This is a genomic window from Zoogloea sp. GW822-FHT05C07, from assembly GCF_058800215.1.
The window spans coordinates 4,593,447-4,610,331 of sequence record NZ_CM179510.1; the positions used below are offsets into that span (position 1 = coordinate 4,593,447).

The window sequence follows — 16,885 nt, forward strand, 5'->3', positions numbered from 1 at the left end:
CTCTGGGCCGGACATCGGGACGCATCATGCACCTTCTAGAGAATTTGGGGGCCCTCCATCCGGAGGTCACGGCGATCCGCCGCGACATCCACGCCCATCCTGAACTGGCCTTCGAGGAGCACCGTACTGCGGCCCTGGTTGCCGAGCGCCTGGAGGCGCTGGGCATCGAGACTCACCGGGGCATCGGCAAGACCGGCGTGGTCGGTGTGCTGCGGGCCGGCAACAGCCAGCGGGCCATCGGCCTGCGCGCCGACATGGACGCGCTGCCGATCCAGGAGAAGAACGACTTCACGCATCAATCCCGCCATCCGGGCCGCATGCATGCCTGCGGGCATGATGGGCACACCGCCGTGCTGCTGGGTGCGGCCGCCTACCTGACGCGTAATCCCGATTTCGATGGGACGGTCTATTTCCTGTTCCAGCCGGCAGAGGAAGGCGAGGGCGGCGCGCCGGCGATGATCGCCGACGGGCTTTTCGAACGTTTCCCGATGGAGGCGGTGTTCGGCCTGCACAACTGGCCGGGCCTGCCGGTCGGGCAGATCGCCGTGCATCGCGGGCCGGTGATGGCCTGCGCCGACCGCTTTGATATCGAGATCCGCGGGCAGGGTGCCCATGCGGCGATGCCGCACCAGGGCATCGACCCGGTGCTCACCGGCGCGGCGCTGGTGCAGGCGCTGCAGTCGGTGGTGTCGCGTAATGTCGACCCCCTGGATTCGGCCGTGCTGTCGCTGACCCAGTTCCATGCCGGCGACGCCTACAACGTGATTCCCGAAGTGGCGCAACTGTGCGGCACCGTGCGGGCCTTCCGGCCCGAGGTGGAGGCCAGCGTCGAGGCGGCCATGCAGCGGGTGTGCACCGGCGTCGCCGCGGCCTTCGGCGCCGACATCCGCTTCGAGTACCGGCGCGGCTACCCGGCGACGATCAATTCGGTGCCGGAGGCGGAGTTCTGCGCGGCGGTGGCGAAGGAGATCTGCGGCGACGCAAACGTGACGGTGGATCCCAAGCCCAGCATGGGCGCCGAGGACTTCGCCTACTTCCTGCAGGAAAAGCCCGGTTGCTACGTGTGGCTCGGCAACGGGCCCGGTGAAGGCGGTTGCACGCTGCACAATCCCCATTACGATTTCAACGACGAGGCGATTCCCTACGGCGTGGCCTACTGGGTCCGCCTGGTGCAGCGCTGGCTGTCCGACGCGTAAGCTGGGTGAGCGCAGGGCTGTCATCGATCCACGCGGATAATCCGAAAAATTCCGGCCCCGGTTTTTCGCCAGGCCGGAATTTTTTTGCTGCTTCCCTGCCTCAAGCCACATGAATACCTTCTTCCTGTCATTCCGCATGCTCCGGCGCGACCTGCGCGCCGGCGAACTGGGGCTGCTGCTGGCGGCGTTGATCATCGCCGTGGCCAGCCTCACCAGTGTCGGCTTCTTCACCGACCGCGTCGCCCAGGCTCTGGCCCGGGAGGCCAACCAGCTGCTTGGCGGGGATCTGGTGCTGGTGTCCGACCACGCCCTCGATCCGGCCTACCGCGCCGAGGCGAGCCGGCGCGGCCTCCGAACGGTGGTCTCCAGCACCTTCACCAGCATGGCCAGCCTGGGCGAGGACGCCCAGCTGGCGGGCGTCAAGGCCGTCGAGGACGGGCATCCGCTGCGCGGCGCGATGCGCATCGCGCCCGGGCTCAACCAGCCGGACAGGGTGGCGCCGGGCATTCCCGCCGCTGGCGAGTTGTGGCTGGATGAGCGGCTGGCCAGCGCCCTGTCCGCCAAGCCCGGCGACATGGTCGGTCTGGGGGCACTCCGCCTGAAGATGACGGCCGTGCTGTCCTTCGAGTCGGACCGGGGCGCCAATTTCTTCAGCCTGCTGCCGCGCCTGGTGATGAATGCCGCCGACCTGCCGGCGAGCGGCCTGATCCAGCCGGGCAGCCGGGTCTTCTACCGGCTGCATGTGGCGGGGGACGTGGCGCCGGTGAAGGCCTTCGAAGACTGGGCCCGCGCCCGCCTCAAGCGTGGCGAGACCCTGGAGAACGTCGAGAATGCACGGCCCGAGGTGCGCAACACACTGGACCGCGCCGAGCGTTTTCTGCGCTTCGCGGCGATGCTGGCGGTGGTGCTGGCGGCGGTGGCGGTCGGCTTGGCCACGCGGCGCTTCGTGGAGCGGCATCTGGATGGTTGCGCGGTGATGCGCTGCGTCGGTGCGACGCAGGCGCGCCTGCTGTCCCTGTTTCTCGGCGAGTTCGCGCTGCTCGGCCTGGCGGCGGGCGTGGCCGGCTGCGGGCTGGGTTTCGTGGTGCAGTTCGCGCTCAACGAACTGCTCGGCAGCCTGGTCGGCTTCCCATTGCCGGCGCCGGGCTGGCTGCCGGTGCTGCACGGCTTTGCGGTGTCGCTACTGTTGCTGCTGGGCTTCGCATTGCCGCCGCTGATCCGGCTTGGGCGGGTGCCGACCTTGCGCGTGCTGCGGCGCGAATGGGACGGCATCGCTGCGCGGGAAGGCTTGGCCTGGGCCCTCGGCGCGCTGGTGCTGGCCGGCCTGCTGGTCGGCATCGCGCGGGACTGGCTGCTCGGTGCCTGGGTGGTCGGCGGCTTCGCGCTGGCCTTCGCGGTGTATGGCGGCGTGGCGTGGGCCGTGATCGGTGGCTTGGGGCATGTACGCAGTGTGGCGAGCAGCGGCTGGCGCTACGGGCTGGCGTCCCTGCGGCGGCGGCCGGTGGCCAGCCTCGTGCAGGCCCTCGCCCTCGGCATGGGGCTGACGGCGCTGTTGCTGCTGACGCTGGTGCGCGGCGACCTGCTGTCGAGCTGGAAGCAGACCACGCCGGTGGATGCGCCCAACCGTTTCGTGATCAACATCCAGCCCGAACAATTGCCGGCCCTGCGCCAGTTCTTCAAGGACAACGGCCGACCTGAGCCTTTGCTGCAGCCGATGATCCGCGGACGCCTGGTGGCGGTGAACGGCCGTCCGGTCGGGCCGGACGACTACACGGACGACCGCGCCAAGCGTTTGGTGGACCGGGACTTCAACCTGTCCTTCGACTCGCGTCTACCGGGCGGCAACCGCGTCATCGAAGGGCGCTGGCATGGGGACGAGCACGTGCCGCAGTTCTCCGTCGAGCAGGGGCTGGCCCAGACCCTCGGTCTGGCGATGGGCGACTTGCTGACTTTCGAGATCGCCGGTGTGCGCAGCGAGGCGCGCATCACCAGCCTGCGCAAGCTGGACTGGGATTCGATGCGGGTGAATTTCTTCGTGATCGCCGCGCCGGGCATGCTGGAGCAGCAACCGGCCAGTTACATCACCAGCTTCTACCTGTCGCCGGGGCAGCTGGACTTTTCCAACCGCCTGGTGGCGGCCTTCCCGAACCTGACGGTGATCGACGTGGCGGCGGTGATCGGCCAGATCCAGGCGATGGTCGATCAGCTGATCGCGGCGGTGCAGTTCGTCTTCGGCTTCGCGGTGGTGGCGGGCGTGGTCGTGCTGTTCGGGGCGCTGCAATCCACCCATGACGAGCGGGAGAAGGAGCTGGCCATCCTGCGCACGCTGGGGGCCCGCAATGGGCAACTGCGCGCGGCGCTGCTCGCCGAGTTCGCCGTGCTCGGGTTGGTAGCCGGTGTGCTGGCGGGCGCCGGGGCGACTGGCATCGGCTGGGCGCTGGGGCATTTCGTCTTCAAACTGCCCTATGCGCCGAGTTTGCTGCCACTGCTGGCCGGCGGCATTGCCGGCTGCGCGGTGGTGACGCTGGCGGGCTGGGTCGGCACCCGGCATCTGCTCTCCCAGCCGCCGCTGGCGAGCTTGCGGGCGCTGAGCTGAGGGAAGGACGGGGGCATGGCCGGGTATACTCCGGCCATGACTCCCGAATCCTCTTCAGTCTTGATACCGCTACTGTTCGTACTGCTTCTTGCCGTCCTGTCCGTCGTCGCTTGGCTGGCCTTGCGGATCACACGTCTCAACCGGGCCCAGGACGAAACCGCCGGGCAAATGCTCGCTCACCTCGATGCTCGCCTGGAGGGTCTGTTCAGCCACCAGCAACTGCAGTTCGTCCGGGAGCTGCAGGTTAGTTCGACGGCCGCCGGCGACCGCGTGATCGAAATGCTGGCGGGGGAGATCGATCGCCTGCGCGACCGGCTCGACGCCGAGCAGGCCGCGGCCCGACACGCGCTCCAGCAACTCCATCTGGCCCTGGTGGGGCAGCTCGGCACGCAGAAGGAAGAGATGGCGCTGCGTCTGTCCGAACTGGCGTCCGCGGTGGCCAGCGGACAGGAGAAGCTGCGCACGGAGATGATGGCCGAGACCCTCAAGACCTTGTCCGAGCACGCCCGTGCGGATCGAGAGCTGCTGCAGAAGGGCTTGAACGGCGCGTCCCAGCAGCTGACCCACAGCATCGAGGCCATGCACCGCACCGTTGGTGAGCGCCTGGAGGCGATCAGCGGCCACGTGAACCAGCGTCTCGACGAGGGCTTCCGCAAGACCAACGAGACCTTCACCAATGTGATGGCGCGGCTGGCGACCATCGACGAAGCACAGAAGAAGATCGGCGATCTGACCACCAACGTGGTCAGCCTGCAGGAGTTGCTCGGCGACAAGCGCTCCCGCGGCGCCTTCGGCGAAGTCCAGCTCGAAGCCCTGGTGCGCAACGCCTTGCCGCCGGAGTCCTTCGATTTTCAGTACGTTCTGCCGAATGGCACACGGGCCGACTGTGTGCTCCGCCTGCCCGAGCCGACCGGGATGGTGGTCGTGGATTCGAAGTTCCCGCTGGAGAACTACCACCGCATGTTCGCCGGCGAGGTGGGCGACCTGGAGCGGCGCACGGCCCAGACGGCCTTCCGCAACGACGTGAAGAAGCACGTGGATGCGATTGCCGACAAGTACATCCAGCCGGAGGTCACGTCGGACGGGGCGGTGATGTTCGTGCCGGCGGAGGCGGTGTTCGCCGAGATCCACGCCTACCACCCGGAGGTGGTGGCCTACGCGATGCAGCGCCGGGTGTGGATCGTCTCGCCGACGACGCTGATGGCGGTGCTCAATACCGCGCGGGCGGTGCTCAAGGATGTGGAGACGCGCAAGCAGATCCACGTCATCAAGGACGCCCTCGGCAAGCTGGCAAAGGACTTCAACCGTTTCGACGAGCGCATGCAGAAGCTCGCTACGCACATCCGCCAGGCCAACGAGGACGTGGTGGATGTGCAGACTTCATCGCGCAAGATCAGCGCCCACTTCCAGAAGATCGAGGCGGCTCAACTCGACGAGCCGCTGGCCGCGCTGCCGGGCGTGGAGTCCGGCGCGGGGCAGTAACGGCTAGCAATGAAACGTCAGGTCGCCCCAGGTTTCCTTATTTCCAGCCCTGGGGGCGTTCAGTAGCCCTTGAAGTCCTTCAGCAGGAAGACGTAGACCTCTCGTTTGAAGTCCTTGTGGACCGGCACGACGACCTTGCCGAGCAGCTCGCTGCCGCCGAAACGGGCGGCAATGTCAGGGATTTCCGGCTTGCGGCCGACGTACAGGATGTCGCGCCCTTCCTTGCCCTTCAGCGTGGTGGTGAGCTCGTAGTGGTCGATGGGCAGGTGGTCGGGGTTCCAGGCCGCGTACTCGGCCGGGTGCAGGCGGTACACCAGGTGGGCGATCAGCTCCCGGTCTTCGCCAACGAGGATGCTGCCGGGGTGGCTTGCCAGCAGCGGCGCGACGCCGTCGGCCAGGTGGATCCAGCCCCGCGCCCGCTTGTAGGGGTCGTTCTTGGCGGTCAGCGCGGTGCCGGTGGCGCGGGCGATGTCCGGCCAGTGATAGGCCAGCATCGCGGCGACGAGGTTCACCACCACGCCGGCGATCAGCCAGCGCCTGCCATTCTGCAGGAAGACCGCGGGCACCAGCAGGCAGGCACCGACGAAGATCGGCGCGGCCCAGTTGCCGTTGGCGCGGCCGGTCAGGGCCTGCAGACTGACGAGCAGCAGCAGCGGCACGATGAAGACCAGCAGTGTGCGATGGGACGCATCGCGCCACAGGCTGCGCCCGCGGAACAGAGCGATGCCCAGCAGCACGCCGAGCAGCGGGCCGAAGGACAGCCACTGGGCGCCGATGAACTCGCCGAGCTGGCCGGGATGCCAGCCGCGCTCCCCGTGGCCGCCGACGCGGGTGATCTCCGCCGTATGGCGGAAGGTGGGGAAGTCGTGGGTCCAGTTCCAGTACAAGTTGGGCGACAGGATCGCCACGGCCAGCAGCACGGCTAGCCAGGGCTGCGGGCGGAGCAGCCAGTGGCGCTGTTTCGGGTCCAGCGCGATCAGCAGCAGCGCCGACGGCAGGAAGGCCGCCATCGTGTACTTGGACATCAGGCCGACACCGATTACCGCGCCGCAGGCCAGCCAGGCGCCCCAGCGGCCGTTGTCCAGCGCCCGCAGCAGGAACAGTAGCGCGAGGGTCCAGCACAGCAGCAACGGGGCGTCAGTGGACACGAACAGCCCCAGCGCCGCCACCAGCGGCATGGACATGAAGGACAGGCCGGCCCAGAAACCCACCTTTGGCGAGTACATCCTGCTACCCAGCGCGTACAGCGCGAAGGCCGTCGCAGGGTAGAGCAGCAGGGACGGCAGTTTGATGGCGATCAGGCCGTTGCCGAACAGGGCCGTGCTGCCGGCGATCAGCGCGGCGATGACCGGCGGCTTGGAGAAATAGCCCCAGTCCAGGTTCTGCGACCAGCCCCAGTAATAGGCTTCGTCCACGTACAGGTCGATGCCCAGGTGGCTGATCACCCAGATACGGTAGACCGTGAGGATGGCGGCGATCAGCGCCAGTGGGCCGACGTAGCTGCGTTCGCTCATTGTTTCACCTTGACGAGGGCCACGCCCCCCTGGCGGAACAGGACCTCTACCGGCACGTCGGCCGGCAGGCGGTCGACGCGCGTCAGCGCGACCTGGCCGGGCTGCGGATCGCCCTTGAGGGTGACAGCCTGGCGATAGACGCTGAAGCTCGGGGCGGTGCTGAAGTTCCAGAACATTACGTCGCCGCCCAACTCATGGGCTTTCAGTCCGGCGGCTTTCACCGGTCCCTGGGCCAGTTCGCCGGCGAAGGGCACGACCAGTCCGGCCAGCAGCACGACCTGGAGCGCGGCAGTCACGGCTAGGCGCTGCACCAGCGAGGCCTTCGAGAACAGCACATAGACCAGCCACAGCAGGAGGGCGCCGCCGGTGAGGCCGAGGTAAACGGTGTCGCCAACTTCCAGCGCCCGGCCGAGCTGGGCGCGGTAATAGCCGTCACCCAGCTTGCCGCTGGACAGCTTGTCGAAAACGGCCGGCAGGGCGGGCAGCAGGGCCAGCAGCAGGCCGGGTGCCAGCAGATGCGGCCAGGCCCGCCGCGCCGTGCTGGCATGCAGGCCGATCAGGATGAACAGCGGCGTGCAGCCGTACAGCACGTAATGGGGCAGCTTGGTGCCTGACAGCGAGAAGAAGGCCACGACGAAGCCGAACCACAGCCACAGGAAGCGCTGTAGCGGATCGCCCAGCCCGGCCTTCAGCTTGCCGAGGGCCACGATGAACAACCCGCTCCACGGCAACAGCAGCAGCGGAACCGCGATCACGTAGTAGAACGCGCTGCCGCCATGGCCTTCCAGCGATCCAGAGAAACGCTGGACGTTGTGCTTCATGATGAAGCCGTCGATGAAGTCCTGACCGTGGCGGTGCAGCGCGTAGGCGTACCACGGGGCGACGAGGGTGATCAGGATCAGCCAGCCGACGGGGTTTAAGACCATCCGCAGCCAGCGCAGCCATTCGCCGCGGCTGGCGCAGTACAGGAAGCTCACGGTGCCGGGAACGATCAGCGCGACAGGTCCCTTGGTCAGCGCGCCGAGCCCCATCCACAGGAAGGCCCGCAGTAGTGGCGCGCGCCGGCCACCTTCGAGGTGGCGCCAGACGTCGAACAGCGTCAGTGCCAGCAGGCAGTTGAGCAGGCCATCGGCGGTGGCGGCGCGGCCAATGGCGAAGGGCCCGAGGGCCGTGCAGGCGACGGCCAGTGCAATCAGTGCAGCGTCTTCGCCGACGCGCCGGCGGGCGAAGAAATAGGTCGCGTAACTCCACACGATGGCGGCCAGCGCCGACGGCAGCCGGAAAGCCCATTCGCTGGCGCCGAAGATCAGGTAGCCGATGGACTGCAGCCAGTAGATGAAGATCGGCTTGTCGAAGCGCGGACTGCCGTTCAGGTAGGTGAACAGGAAGTCGTGGCGCTCGAACATCTCCCGCGTTGCCTCGGAGAAGGCGCCTTCGTCCACGTCGAACAGCGGCGCGCCGCCGAGGCGCAACAGGAAAGCGATCAGCGGCAGCACGAGGATCAGGCGGCCGACAGGCGTGCCGGCAAGCCGCCCGCCGGCGGTGTGGAGGGCCGACGACATGGGCGCTTACTGGGCGCCGGCCGAACGCCAGCCTTGTTCGTCCTGCAGGGCGGCGCTTTCCCGCGCCACGTAGGCCTGGCTCTGGCCGGACTCGAAATAAACGCGGGTGAGCAGTTCGGCGAGCACGCCGGAGGTGACCATCTGCACGCCGGCGATGACCAGGAAGAAGCCGCCGAAGAGCAGCGGGCGGGTGCCGATGGAGGCGCCGGTGAACAGCTTGAGCAGACCCAGGTAGCCCAGGATCACCATGCCCAGCGCGCCCAGACCCAGACCGATGCCGCCGAAGAAGTGGCCCGGACGGGTGCGGAAGCGCATGAAGAAGTACACGAAGATCAGGTCGAGGATGACCCGGAAGGTCCGCGAGATGCCGTACTTGGACTGGCCGAACATGCGCGCGTGGTGGGTGACCTCTTCCTGGGCGATCTTGCGCGGCGTGGTCACGGTGGCCAGCCAGGCCGGGATGAAGCGGTGCATTTCGCCGTACAGGCGGACGTTCTTGATCGCGCTGGCGCGGAAGGCCTTCAGCGAGCAGCCGTAGTCCTGCAGGTGCACGCCGGTGATCTTGGCGATCAGGCGGTTGGCGATCTTCGACGGGATCTTGCGCAGGACCATGCCGTCCTTGCGGTTCTTGCGCCAGCCGGCGACGAGGTCGAGATCTTCGTTGAGCAGGCGGCCGACCATGCGCGGGATGTCGATGGGGTCGTTCTGCAGGTCGCCGTCCATCGTGACGATCACGTCGCCGCGGGCGGCGTCGAGGCCGGCCTGCATCGCCGCAGTCTGCTTGAAGTTGCGCATCAGCGCGACGATGCGCACGTGCGGGCCGTAGTGCTTGGCGGCGGCTTCCAGGTTGTCCACGGTGCGGTCCGAGCTGCCGTCGTCGACGATCACCACTTCCCACGGGTAGGGGTAGGGGCCGAGAGCCAGGTGGATGCGCTCGAGCAGCGGCGCCACGTTGTCTTCCTCGTTGTAGAGGGGGACGACGACCGACAGCCGGTGCGGCGGCAGGTTGGCCGGGATCTGCGGCTGGGCGGGCGGGAGCGGAGAGAGCTGGGAGGCTGCGGTCATAGTATTTATTCGTTTACAGATCGGGTATTCACCCCGTCGTTGGCGGACGAGGCGGATTGTAAGTCGGAGCGGGGCACTGCGGCGGCTTCCGGTGTCTTTGCGGCCGGGAAGAGCCAGGCGATGGCGCCCGAGGTGACGGAACAGGCGATGACGAAGAGGTGCAGCGCCAGCGCCACCTGCAGTCCGGCCGTGAGGGGAATGCCATTCGGCAGCAGCGCCGCGGCGGCGCCGGCTTCGTAGGTGCCGAAGCCGGCCACGCCCTGCACCGGCAGGATCGCGGCGAGCTCGGCGCCGAGGGCGCCGGCCGCGCCCACGTCGATGGCGGCCGGAAGCAGCGCGGCTAGCAGGGCCGCCTGGGCGGCGAGCTTGACCGTCCAGTTGGCGATGGTCCACACCCAGCCGTAGCGGGCGTGGCGGGTGCTCTCGGCGAAGGCGTCGCGCACCTTGGCCAGTTTGGCGGTGAAGGCCTTGCCGTCGGCCCAGTCATGGGGCGCCCGCGCCCAGCGCGGCAGCCACCAGGCCAGCGCGATCACGCCGGTGATGCAGGTGGCCTTGAGCGTCACCGGCAGTCCCGGCCACACGAAGGCGGCGAGGGCCATCACGACGAAGGCGTCCTGCAGGCGGAACCAGAACAGCGATGCGATGGCGCGGGGCAGGGCGATGCCGAAGTTCTGCCGCAATAGCAGCGGGAAGGCCGCTTCGCCGCCGCGGAAAGGCACCACGTTGATCATCGCGTTGTGGATCAGCACGATGCGCAGGCAGGTGCCGAAGCGTCCGGCCGCCTGGGCGCGGAACTCGTCGAACACCCTCAGTGCGCGAAGGACGTAGGACAGCCCAAAGCCGCCGGCGCATAGCAGCAGCGTGGGCATGTCGAGGCGTGCGAAGACGTCGCCGAGGCCACGCCAGCGGCCATCGGCCATCAACCAGCCCAGAAGGCCGACAGAGACGGCGATTGCGAGAAGGCGCTTGGCGCTCATGAGCGGATATCCGTTTCTTTGCCGAGGGCCGAGGCTGCGCCGCCGATGCCCCAGGCGGCAAGACCGATCTGATACAGGTGCACGGACGGATAACCCAGGTCGATGAACAGGAGTGCGAGGCTGCTGCCGAGGGCGATGGCGGCCATCGCGCGTACGCCACCGCGGCGTTCCCAGAAACGCCAGCGCGTGGCAAGCAGGCCGCCCAGGGCGCCGATCAGCCAGCCACCGCAGGCGCCGACGAGTACGTCCAGCGGCCAGTGGGCGCCCACTGCGATGCGGGAGAAGGCGATCAGCACGGCAGCGGCAAGAATGGCGAGGCGCACGCGGGTGCTGGCCTCGGGCCACGCGAAGATCAGCGCCGCCGCCACGACGAAGGCGGTGGTCGCATGGCCGGACGGAAAGGAGTGCACGTACAGTTTCTGGCCGATCAGGTTGAAGCTGCCGGATTCGAGCACGCCGGCCGGACGCATGATGTCGAAAAAGCGCTTGCCGCCTTCACTGAAAGCCAGGGCCAGCGGGCTGGCCAGCAGCGCGGAGGCCAGCCAGCGGGGGCGTGTCTTCAGGGTTGGGGCCAGCAGGGCCAGCATGCCGAGCACGGAGCCCGTCAGCGACAGTGCGGACCACAGGGAAGATGAAACGCCGCTGGCGGCGGAATTGAGCGTGATGAAGAGCGACTGGTTGCCGGCCGAGACGCAGGCTAGTGCGAGCACCGCGAGCGAGGCCGCAGGCGCGATCAGCCAGCTGCGTGGCAGGGTGGCGCCTGGTGCGGGGATTTCGTCGGGGACGGACTCGTCGTAATGCAAGGGACCGGGGACTCGGCAAAACCCGGCAGTTTACCCGATCGCCCTGCTTCTTGGGCCGGTGGGCGGGGCTGCCCCCGCGCTCTTCACCGCGGTGAGGCGGACGCGCCGCTTGCCGGCATGCTTGGCTTGGTACATGGCCGCATCGGCGGCCCGCATCAGGCTGTCCTGGTCGGTACCATCGTCCGGCGCGATGGACAGCCCGATGCTGCAGCCCATGGGGATGCGGTGGCCGGCAACCTGGAAAGGGTCGTTGAACACGCCCAGCAGGCGTTCGCCAAGCTGCGCGAGGCTTTCCCGGCTGCCTACATCGGGGAACAGCACGACGAATTCGTCGCCGCCAGTGCGGGCAAGCATGTCGCTGATCCGCAAGGCGGAATTCAGACGCTGGGCGATCTGCACCAGCAGGCTGTCGCCGATGGCGTGGCCGTAGGTGTCGTTGACCGGCTTGAAACCGTCCAGGTCGAGCACCGCGACGCCCAGCAGAATGTCGCTCTGGATGTCCGTGAGTTCGTCCTTGAAGCGCTTTTCCAGATAGGCCCGGTTGGGAAGGCCGGTCAGCGGGTCATGGTGCGCCAGGTGCTGGAGGCATTCCGTCGTCAAGTGGCGGGCGGTGACGTCCAGCAGCGTGACGATGTTGAGCGGCCCCTTGTGGCAGTCGATCTGCCCCGGAATGCGTTCGACGGCGATCGGCAGGCCGTCCGGCCGGTCGCCGGTCCACACCCCGTCGTTGAGGGTGAGGATTTCCTCCAGGCGCTTGCCGCGCAGCATCTTGCGCGGGCGGCCGAGCATGCGGCACGCGGCGCGGTTGGCGTCGGCGATGCGGCCGCCGCTGCTCAGGATGCAGACCCCGGCACCGATCTGGTTCATCATCGAGCGCAGCATCTGCCCCGAGCGGGCAAAGCGCAGGATCTGGTGCAGCATCAGCGAGCCGGTGGTGATGAAGGTCAGGATGCCCGCGGCGACGGCGATCAGGCCCATCACCGTGGCCGTGTGGGAGGCTTCGTTGCGCTCCAGACTCAAGATGTTCGAGAGTTCATGGAGGGGGGCGGACATGGCCGTAAGTTCGCCACGCGCCGCTGCGCTGCCGGGCGCTTGCCTGTTGAGCCGGGCGAACTCGTCCCAGTGGGTCTGGATCCTCGAGGCGGCCAGCCGGGCGTTGGGACTGTCCAGGGGGGGAAGTTGCGCCAGCGTGTTCTCCAGGCTGACAACGCTGCCGCCGCTGTCCAGCGCGTGCAGCATGGAGTCCAGCCAGAGCTGCCGGGACTTCGCCGCTGCATCGGCTGATGGCGATGAAGCCATCTGCCAGGCGACGGCGCTGCCCTGATGAACGAGAGCCAGCTGCTCGGTCAGTCGGTGCTGGTTGCGGGTGTATTGGTAAGCGAGCCCGAGCAGCGCGCTTTCGAACAGCACGAATCCCGCCGCGATGACCCAAAACAGGCGCGGAGACAAGGGTTGGTGGGAGGCGTGGTGAGGAGGCATGGTCACTGCCCGTCGGCTTCAAAGTGTGAATTTTTACACGCAAACGTCCTATCTATGATGAATTTTCACATTTGTAATTTGCAACTAATTTTATCAACCCTGGTCTCCGTGCCGACGGGGGCTCGGGAGGGGCTGGTAGCGCGGGTAGAGGAATCCTGTGCGAAGGATGGTCGGAGCCTCGGGAGGGCTCGGGTATAATCTGTGACCTTTTCGTGTCCGGCACGGCGTTTTTGTCCGCAGCCGGGCCGGTTTCAACTTCGCGCCCATCCTTGCCATGTCCGAAATTCTCAAGCTGCGCGGTGCGCCCGCCGTCTCCCGTTCCCGTCTTGCCCGCCTGACCGATTCGGTCAAGAGCGCGCTGCCCCGCCTGAAGGGGCTGGCTGTCGAACACTGGTACTTCGTGGAAGTCAGTGCGCCGCTTTCCGCTGACGAACTGGCACGGCTGGTCGACCTGCTCGGCGCCCATCCGGAAGGGGAGACCCCCGCGGGCAGCCCGGTGCTGGTGACGCCGCGACTCGGTACCATTTCGCCGTGGTCGTCGAAGGCGACCGACATTGCGCGCCAGTGCGGTTTCGACAAGATCGTCCGCGTCGAGCGCGGCACGGCCTACAGCTTCGATCTGCGCGGCGGGCTGTCGTCGGCCGATCGTGACGCGGTGCTGCCGGCCATCCACGACCGCATGACCGAATCGGTGCTCGACAACGTAGACGCCGCTCATGCGCTGTTCCACCACTACGAGCCGCAGCCGCTGACCACCGTGGCGATCATCGAGAACGGCCGCGATGCGCTGGTGGTTGCCAACAGTGAGTTGGGCCTGGCTCTGTCGGAAGACGAGATTGATTATCTGGTCGAGAATTTCACGCGGATGGGCCGCAACCCGACCGACGTCGAGCTGATGATGTTCGCCCAGGCGAACTCCGAGCATTGCCGCCACAAGATCTTCAATGCCGACTGGGTCATCGACGGCCGTCCGATGGACAAGACGCTGTTCGGCATGATCCGCGAAACCCACAAGGCCCACCCGGAAGGCACTGTCGTCGCCTATTCCGACAACGCGTCGGTGATCGAGGGCGCCACCGTGCCCAAGCTCTACCCGGACGAATCCGGCGCCTGGCAGTACCACGACGAGCTGACCCACATCCTGGCCAAGGTCGAGACCCACAACCACCCGACGGCGATTTCCCCGTTCCCCGGCGCCTCCACCGGTTCCGGAGGCGAGATCCGCGACGAAGGCGCGACCGGCCGTGGCTCCAAGCCCAAGGCCGGCCTGACCGGTTTCTCCGTGTCGAACCTGGAGATCCCCGGCTTCGAGCAGCCCTGGGAGCAGGCCTACGGCAAGCCGGAACGCATTGCTTCGGCGCTGGACATCATGATCGAAGGCCCGCTGGGCGGCGCCGCGTTCAACAACGAATTCGGCCGCCCCAACCTGACCGGCTACTTCCGGACCTTCCAGCAGAGCGTGCAGGACGAGGTGCGCGGCTACCACAAGCCGATCATGATCGCCGGTGGCTTGGGCTGCATCCAGGACCAGCAATCCTTCAAGATCAAGTTCGGCCCCGGCACGCTGCTGATCCAGCTGGGTGGCCCGGGCATGCTTATCGGCCTCGGCGGCGGCGCCGCGTCGTCGATGGCGACCGGCACCAACACCGCGGACCTGGACTTCGCGTCCGTGCAGCGCGGCAACCCGGAAATCCAGCGCCGCTGCCAGGAAGTCATCGATGCCTGCTGGCAGAAGGGCGCGGCGAACCCGATCCTGTCGATCCACGACGTGGGCGCCGGGGGTCTCTCCAACGCCTTTCCCGAACTGGCGGATTCCGCCGAGTTGGGCGCGCGCTTCGAGCTGCGTGAAGTGCACATCGAAGAGCCGGGCATGAGCCCGCGCGAGATCTGGTCCAACGAATCCCAGGAGCGTTACGTGCTGGCGATCGCGCCGGAGAGCCTCGAAATTTTCAAGGCGATCTGCGAGCGCGAGCGCTGCCCGTTCGCCGTGGTCGGCACGGCGTCCGACGACGGCCATCTGGTCGTTGCCGACAGCCACTTCGAGAACGAGCCGGTAGATATGGAAATGCAGGTGCTCCTCGGCAAGCCGCCGAAGATGACCCGCAACGTTTCCAGTCGCCAGGTCTTCGTGCCGCCCTTCGACGTCACCGACATCGAGCTGGCCGATGCCTGCCGGCGCGTGCTGCGCATGCCGGCGGTGGCCAGCAAGAATTTCCTGATCACCATCGGCGACCGCTCCGTCGGCGGCATGACCGCCCGCGACCAGATGGTCGGCCCGTGGCAGATCCCTGTCGCCGACGTGGCGGTGACCACCATGAGCTACAGCGGCTACCTCGGCGAAGCCTTCGCGATGGGCGAGCGTACGCCGGTGGCGACCCTCGACGCGCCGGCCTCCGGCCGCATGGCGATCGGCGAGGCGATCACCAACATCGCCGCGGCGGACATCCGTTCGCTGGGTGACGTGAAGCTGTCCGCAAACTGGATGGCCGCTGCCGGCCATCGCGGCGAGGACGTCAAGCTGTACCAGACCGTCGAGGCCGTGTCCCAGTTCTGCCAGCAGGCCGGGCTGGCGATCCCCGTCGGCAAGGACTCCCTGTCCATGCGTACCGCGTGGAATGAGGAGGGCGAGGACAAGCAGGTCGTGTCGCCGCTGTCGCTGATCGTCACCGGTTTTGCTCCGGTGCAGGACGTGCGCCGTACGCTGACGCCGCAACTGCAGTTCCCGGAGGGCGTGGAAACCGAGCTGCTGCTGATCGACCTTGGCAACAACCAGAACCGTCTCGGCGGCTCCGTGCTGGCCCAGGCCTACAACTCGGTGGCCGAGCATGCGCCGGACGTGGATGCGGCGCAGCTGAAGACCTTCTTCGAGCTGATCCAGCAATGGCGCAAGGACGACCTGATCCTGGCCTACCACGACCGCGCCGATGGCGGCCTGTTCGCGACCCTGTGCGAAATGGCCTTTGCGTCCAAGTGCGGCCTGTCGGTCATGCTCGATACCGTGGCCTACGACCAGTTCATGAACGACGTGGATGGTCTCGACAAGCGCCCGGATTCCCTGAAGGGGCGCTTCAACGACATGCTGTTCAAGGCCCTGTTCGCAGAGGAGTTGGGCGCCGTCGTCCAGATCCGCCGCGACGACCGCAGTCGTCTGACCGAGGCCCTGCGTATTGCCGGCCTCAGCTACCACTTCGTCGGCGAGCCCAACGACCGTGACGAGCTGCGCTTCTGGCGCAACGCCAAGCTTGTGTTCAATGCGCCGCGTGCCGAACTGCTGCAGACCTGGTCCGAGACCAGCTACCAGATCGCCCGTCTGCGCGACGACGCGGAATGCGCCAAGGAAGAATTCGACGCGCTGGCCGATGCCTCCAACCCCGGCCTGTCCGTATCGCTGAGCTACGATCCGGCGGACAACATCGCTGCGCCCTTCATCGCTACCGGCGCTCGGCCGAAGATCGCGATCCTGCGTGAGCAGGGCGTGAACTCCCAGGCTGAAATGGCGGCGGCCTTCGAGCGGGCCGGCTTCGCGCCCTTCGATGTGCACATGTCCGACCTGCAGGCCGGCCGCGTGCATCTGTCCGACTTCAAGGGGCTGGCGGCCTGTGGCGGCTTCTCCTACGGCGACGTGCTGGGCGCGGGGCAGGGCTGGGCCAAGTCCATTCTCTTCAACCCGGCGCTGCGCGAGCAGTTCGAGACCTTCTTCAAGCGTGACGACACCTTTGCGCTGGGCGTCTGCAACGGCTGCCAGATGATGTCCAACCTGGCCGAGATCGTCCCCGGTGCCGAAACCTGGCCGCGCTTCCACCGCAACCGCAGCGAGCAGTTTGAAGCCCGCTTCGTGATGGTGGAAGTGCAGGACAGCCCGTCCATCCTGCTGGCCGGCATGGCCGGTAGCCGCATGCCCATCGTCGTGTCCCACGGCGAAGGCCGCGCGGTGTTCGCCGGCATCGACGCTCAGGACAATGCCAGGATTGCGCTGCGCTACGTGGACAACAACGGCGCCATCGCCGAGCGTTATCCGTTCAACCCGAATGGTTCGCCGGCCGGCATCACCGGCCTGACCACGCCGGATGGCCGCTTCACGATCATGATGCCGCACCCGGAGCGTACCGCCCGGACCGTGCAGATGAGCTGGCATCCGGCCGAGCTCGGCGAGGATTCCCCGTGGCTGCGCATGTTCCGCAACGCCCGCAAGTGGGTGGGGTAAGCAGCTG

General features: G+C 67.3%; 10 protein-coding genes. 4 read left to right on the forward strand and 6 right to left on the reverse strand.

Features of this window, described 5'->3' with window-relative positions:
* The first annotated feature begins 26 nt into the window (after positions 1–26).
* The 3 genes from AC3QL2_RS21215 to AC3QL2_RS21225 all read left to right on the forward strand — a co-directional run bounded on the left by AC3QL2_RS21215 (position 27) and on the right by AC3QL2_RS21225 (position 5,274).
* The gene (locus AC3QL2_RS21215) at positions 27–1,196 is read left to right on the forward strand and encodes a M20 aminoacylase family protein (protein ID WP_493236262.1); all 1,170 of its coding nucleotides are present in this window, start codon (positions 27–29) and stop codon (positions 1,194–1,196) included.
* A 109-nt stretch (positions 1,197–1,305) separates the two neighbouring features.
* The gene (locus tag AC3QL2_RS21220) at positions 1,306–3,792 is read left to right on the forward strand and encodes an ABC transporter permease (RefSeq protein ID WP_493236261.1); all 2,487 of its coding nucleotides are present in this window, start codon (positions 1,306–1,308) and stop codon (positions 3,790–3,792) included.
* Between the two features lie 36 nt (positions 3,793–3,828).
* Positions 3,829–5,274 carry a DNA recombination protein RmuC gene (locus tag AC3QL2_RS21225; RefSeq protein ID WP_493236701.1) on the forward strand — a complete coding sequence of 482 codons (1,446 nt, stop codon included), beginning with the start codon at positions 3,829–3,831 and terminating at the stop codon, positions 5,272–5,274.
* Positions 5,275–5,333: 59 nt separating this feature from the next.
* Here the strand turns inward: AC3QL2_RS21225 and AC3QL2_RS21230 are convergent, their stop codons facing one another.
* From AC3QL2_RS21230 to AC3QL2_RS21255, 6 genes are read right to left on the reverse strand one after another with little or no spacing between them, the layout of a single operon-like run.
* Complete coding sequence (locus AC3QL2_RS21230; RefSeq protein WP_493236258.1) at positions 5,334–6,788, reverse strand: ArnT family glycosyltransferase; 1,455 nt, start codon at positions 6,786–6,788, stop codon at positions 5,334–5,336.
* Positions 6,785–8,350: an ArnT family glycosyltransferase gene (locus AC3QL2_RS21235; RefSeq protein ID WP_493236257.1), complete on the reverse strand. Its 1,566-nt coding sequence runs from the start codon at positions 8,348–8,350 to the stop codon at positions 6,785–6,787. The genes AC3QL2_RS21230 and AC3QL2_RS21235 overlap by 4 nt, the downstream gene beginning before the upstream one ends.
* A gap of 6 nt (positions 8,351–8,356) precedes the next feature.
* On the reverse strand, positions 8,357–9,415 hold the full coding sequence (locus tag AC3QL2_RS21240; protein ID WP_374487122.1) for a glycosyltransferase family 2 protein: 1,059 nt from the start codon (positions 9,413–9,415) through the stop codon (positions 8,357–8,359).
* 5 nt (positions 9,416–9,420) lie between these two features.
* Complete coding sequence (locus AC3QL2_RS21245) at positions 9,421–10,392, reverse strand: lysylphosphatidylglycerol synthase transmembrane domain-containing protein (RefSeq protein WP_493236256.1); 972 nt, start codon at positions 10,390–10,392, stop codon at positions 9,421–9,423.
* Positions 10,389–11,195 carry a phosphatase PAP2 family protein gene (locus AC3QL2_RS21250; RefSeq protein ID WP_493236255.1) on the reverse strand — a complete coding sequence of 269 codons (807 nt, stop codon included), beginning with the start codon at positions 11,193–11,195 and terminating at the stop codon, positions 10,389–10,391. Before AC3QL2_RS21250 ends, AC3QL2_RS21245 begins: the two co-directional genes overlap by 4 nt.
* A gap of 30 nt (positions 11,196–11,225) precedes the next feature.
* Positions 11,226–12,674, reverse strand: a complete 1,449-nt coding sequence (locus AC3QL2_RS21255; RefSeq protein WP_493236254.1) for a diguanylate cyclase domain-containing protein — start codon at positions 12,672–12,674, stop codon at positions 11,226–11,228.
* Positions 12,675–12,948: 274 nt separating this feature from the next.
* Here AC3QL2_RS21255 and purL point away from each other — a divergent pair, with 274 nt between their 5' ends.
* On the forward strand, positions 12,949–16,878 hold the full coding sequence (gene purL / locus AC3QL2_RS21260; protein ID WP_493236253.1) for a phosphoribosylformylglycinamidine synthase: 3,930 nt from the start codon (positions 12,949–12,951) through the stop codon (positions 16,876–16,878).
* The last annotated feature ends 7 nt before the right edge of the window (positions 16,879–16,885 follow it).

Bases quoted from the DNA above. Each gene is read 5' to 3' on its own strand.
- AC3QL2_RS21215 (WP_493236262.1), top strand. From the start codon at position 27: ATGCACCTTCTAGAGAATTTGGGGGCCCTCCATCCGGAGGTCACGGCG.
- AC3QL2_RS21220 (WP_493236261.1), top strand. From the start codon at position 1,306: ATGAATACCTTCTTCCTGTCATTCCGCATGCTCCGGCGCGACCTGCGC.
- AC3QL2_RS21225 (WP_493236701.1), top strand. From the start codon at position 3,829: ATGACTCCCGAATCCTCTTCAGTCTTGATACCGCTACTGTTCGTACTG.
- AC3QL2_RS21230 (WP_493236258.1), bottom strand. From the start codon at position 6,788: ATGAGCGAACGCAGCTACGTCGGCCCACTGGCGCTGATCGCCGCCATC.
- AC3QL2_RS21235 (WP_493236257.1), bottom strand. From the start codon at position 8,350: ATGTCGTCGGCCCTCCACACCGCCGGCGGGCGGCTTGCCGGCACGCCT.
- AC3QL2_RS21240 (WP_374487122.1), bottom strand. From the start codon at position 9,415: ATGACCGCAGCCTCCCAGCTCTCTCCGCTCCCGCCCGCCCAGCCGCAG.
- AC3QL2_RS21245 (WP_493236256.1), bottom strand. From the start codon at position 10,392: ATGAGCGCCAAGCGCCTTCTCGCAATCGCCGTCTCTGTCGGCCTTCTG.
- AC3QL2_RS21255 (WP_493236254.1), bottom strand. From the start codon at position 12,674: ATGCCTCCTCACCACGCCTCCCACCAACCCTTGTCTCCGCGCCTGTTT.
- purL (WP_493236253.1), top strand. From the start codon at position 12,949: ATGTCCGAAATTCTCAAGCTGCGCGGTGCGCCCGCCGTCTCCCGTTCC.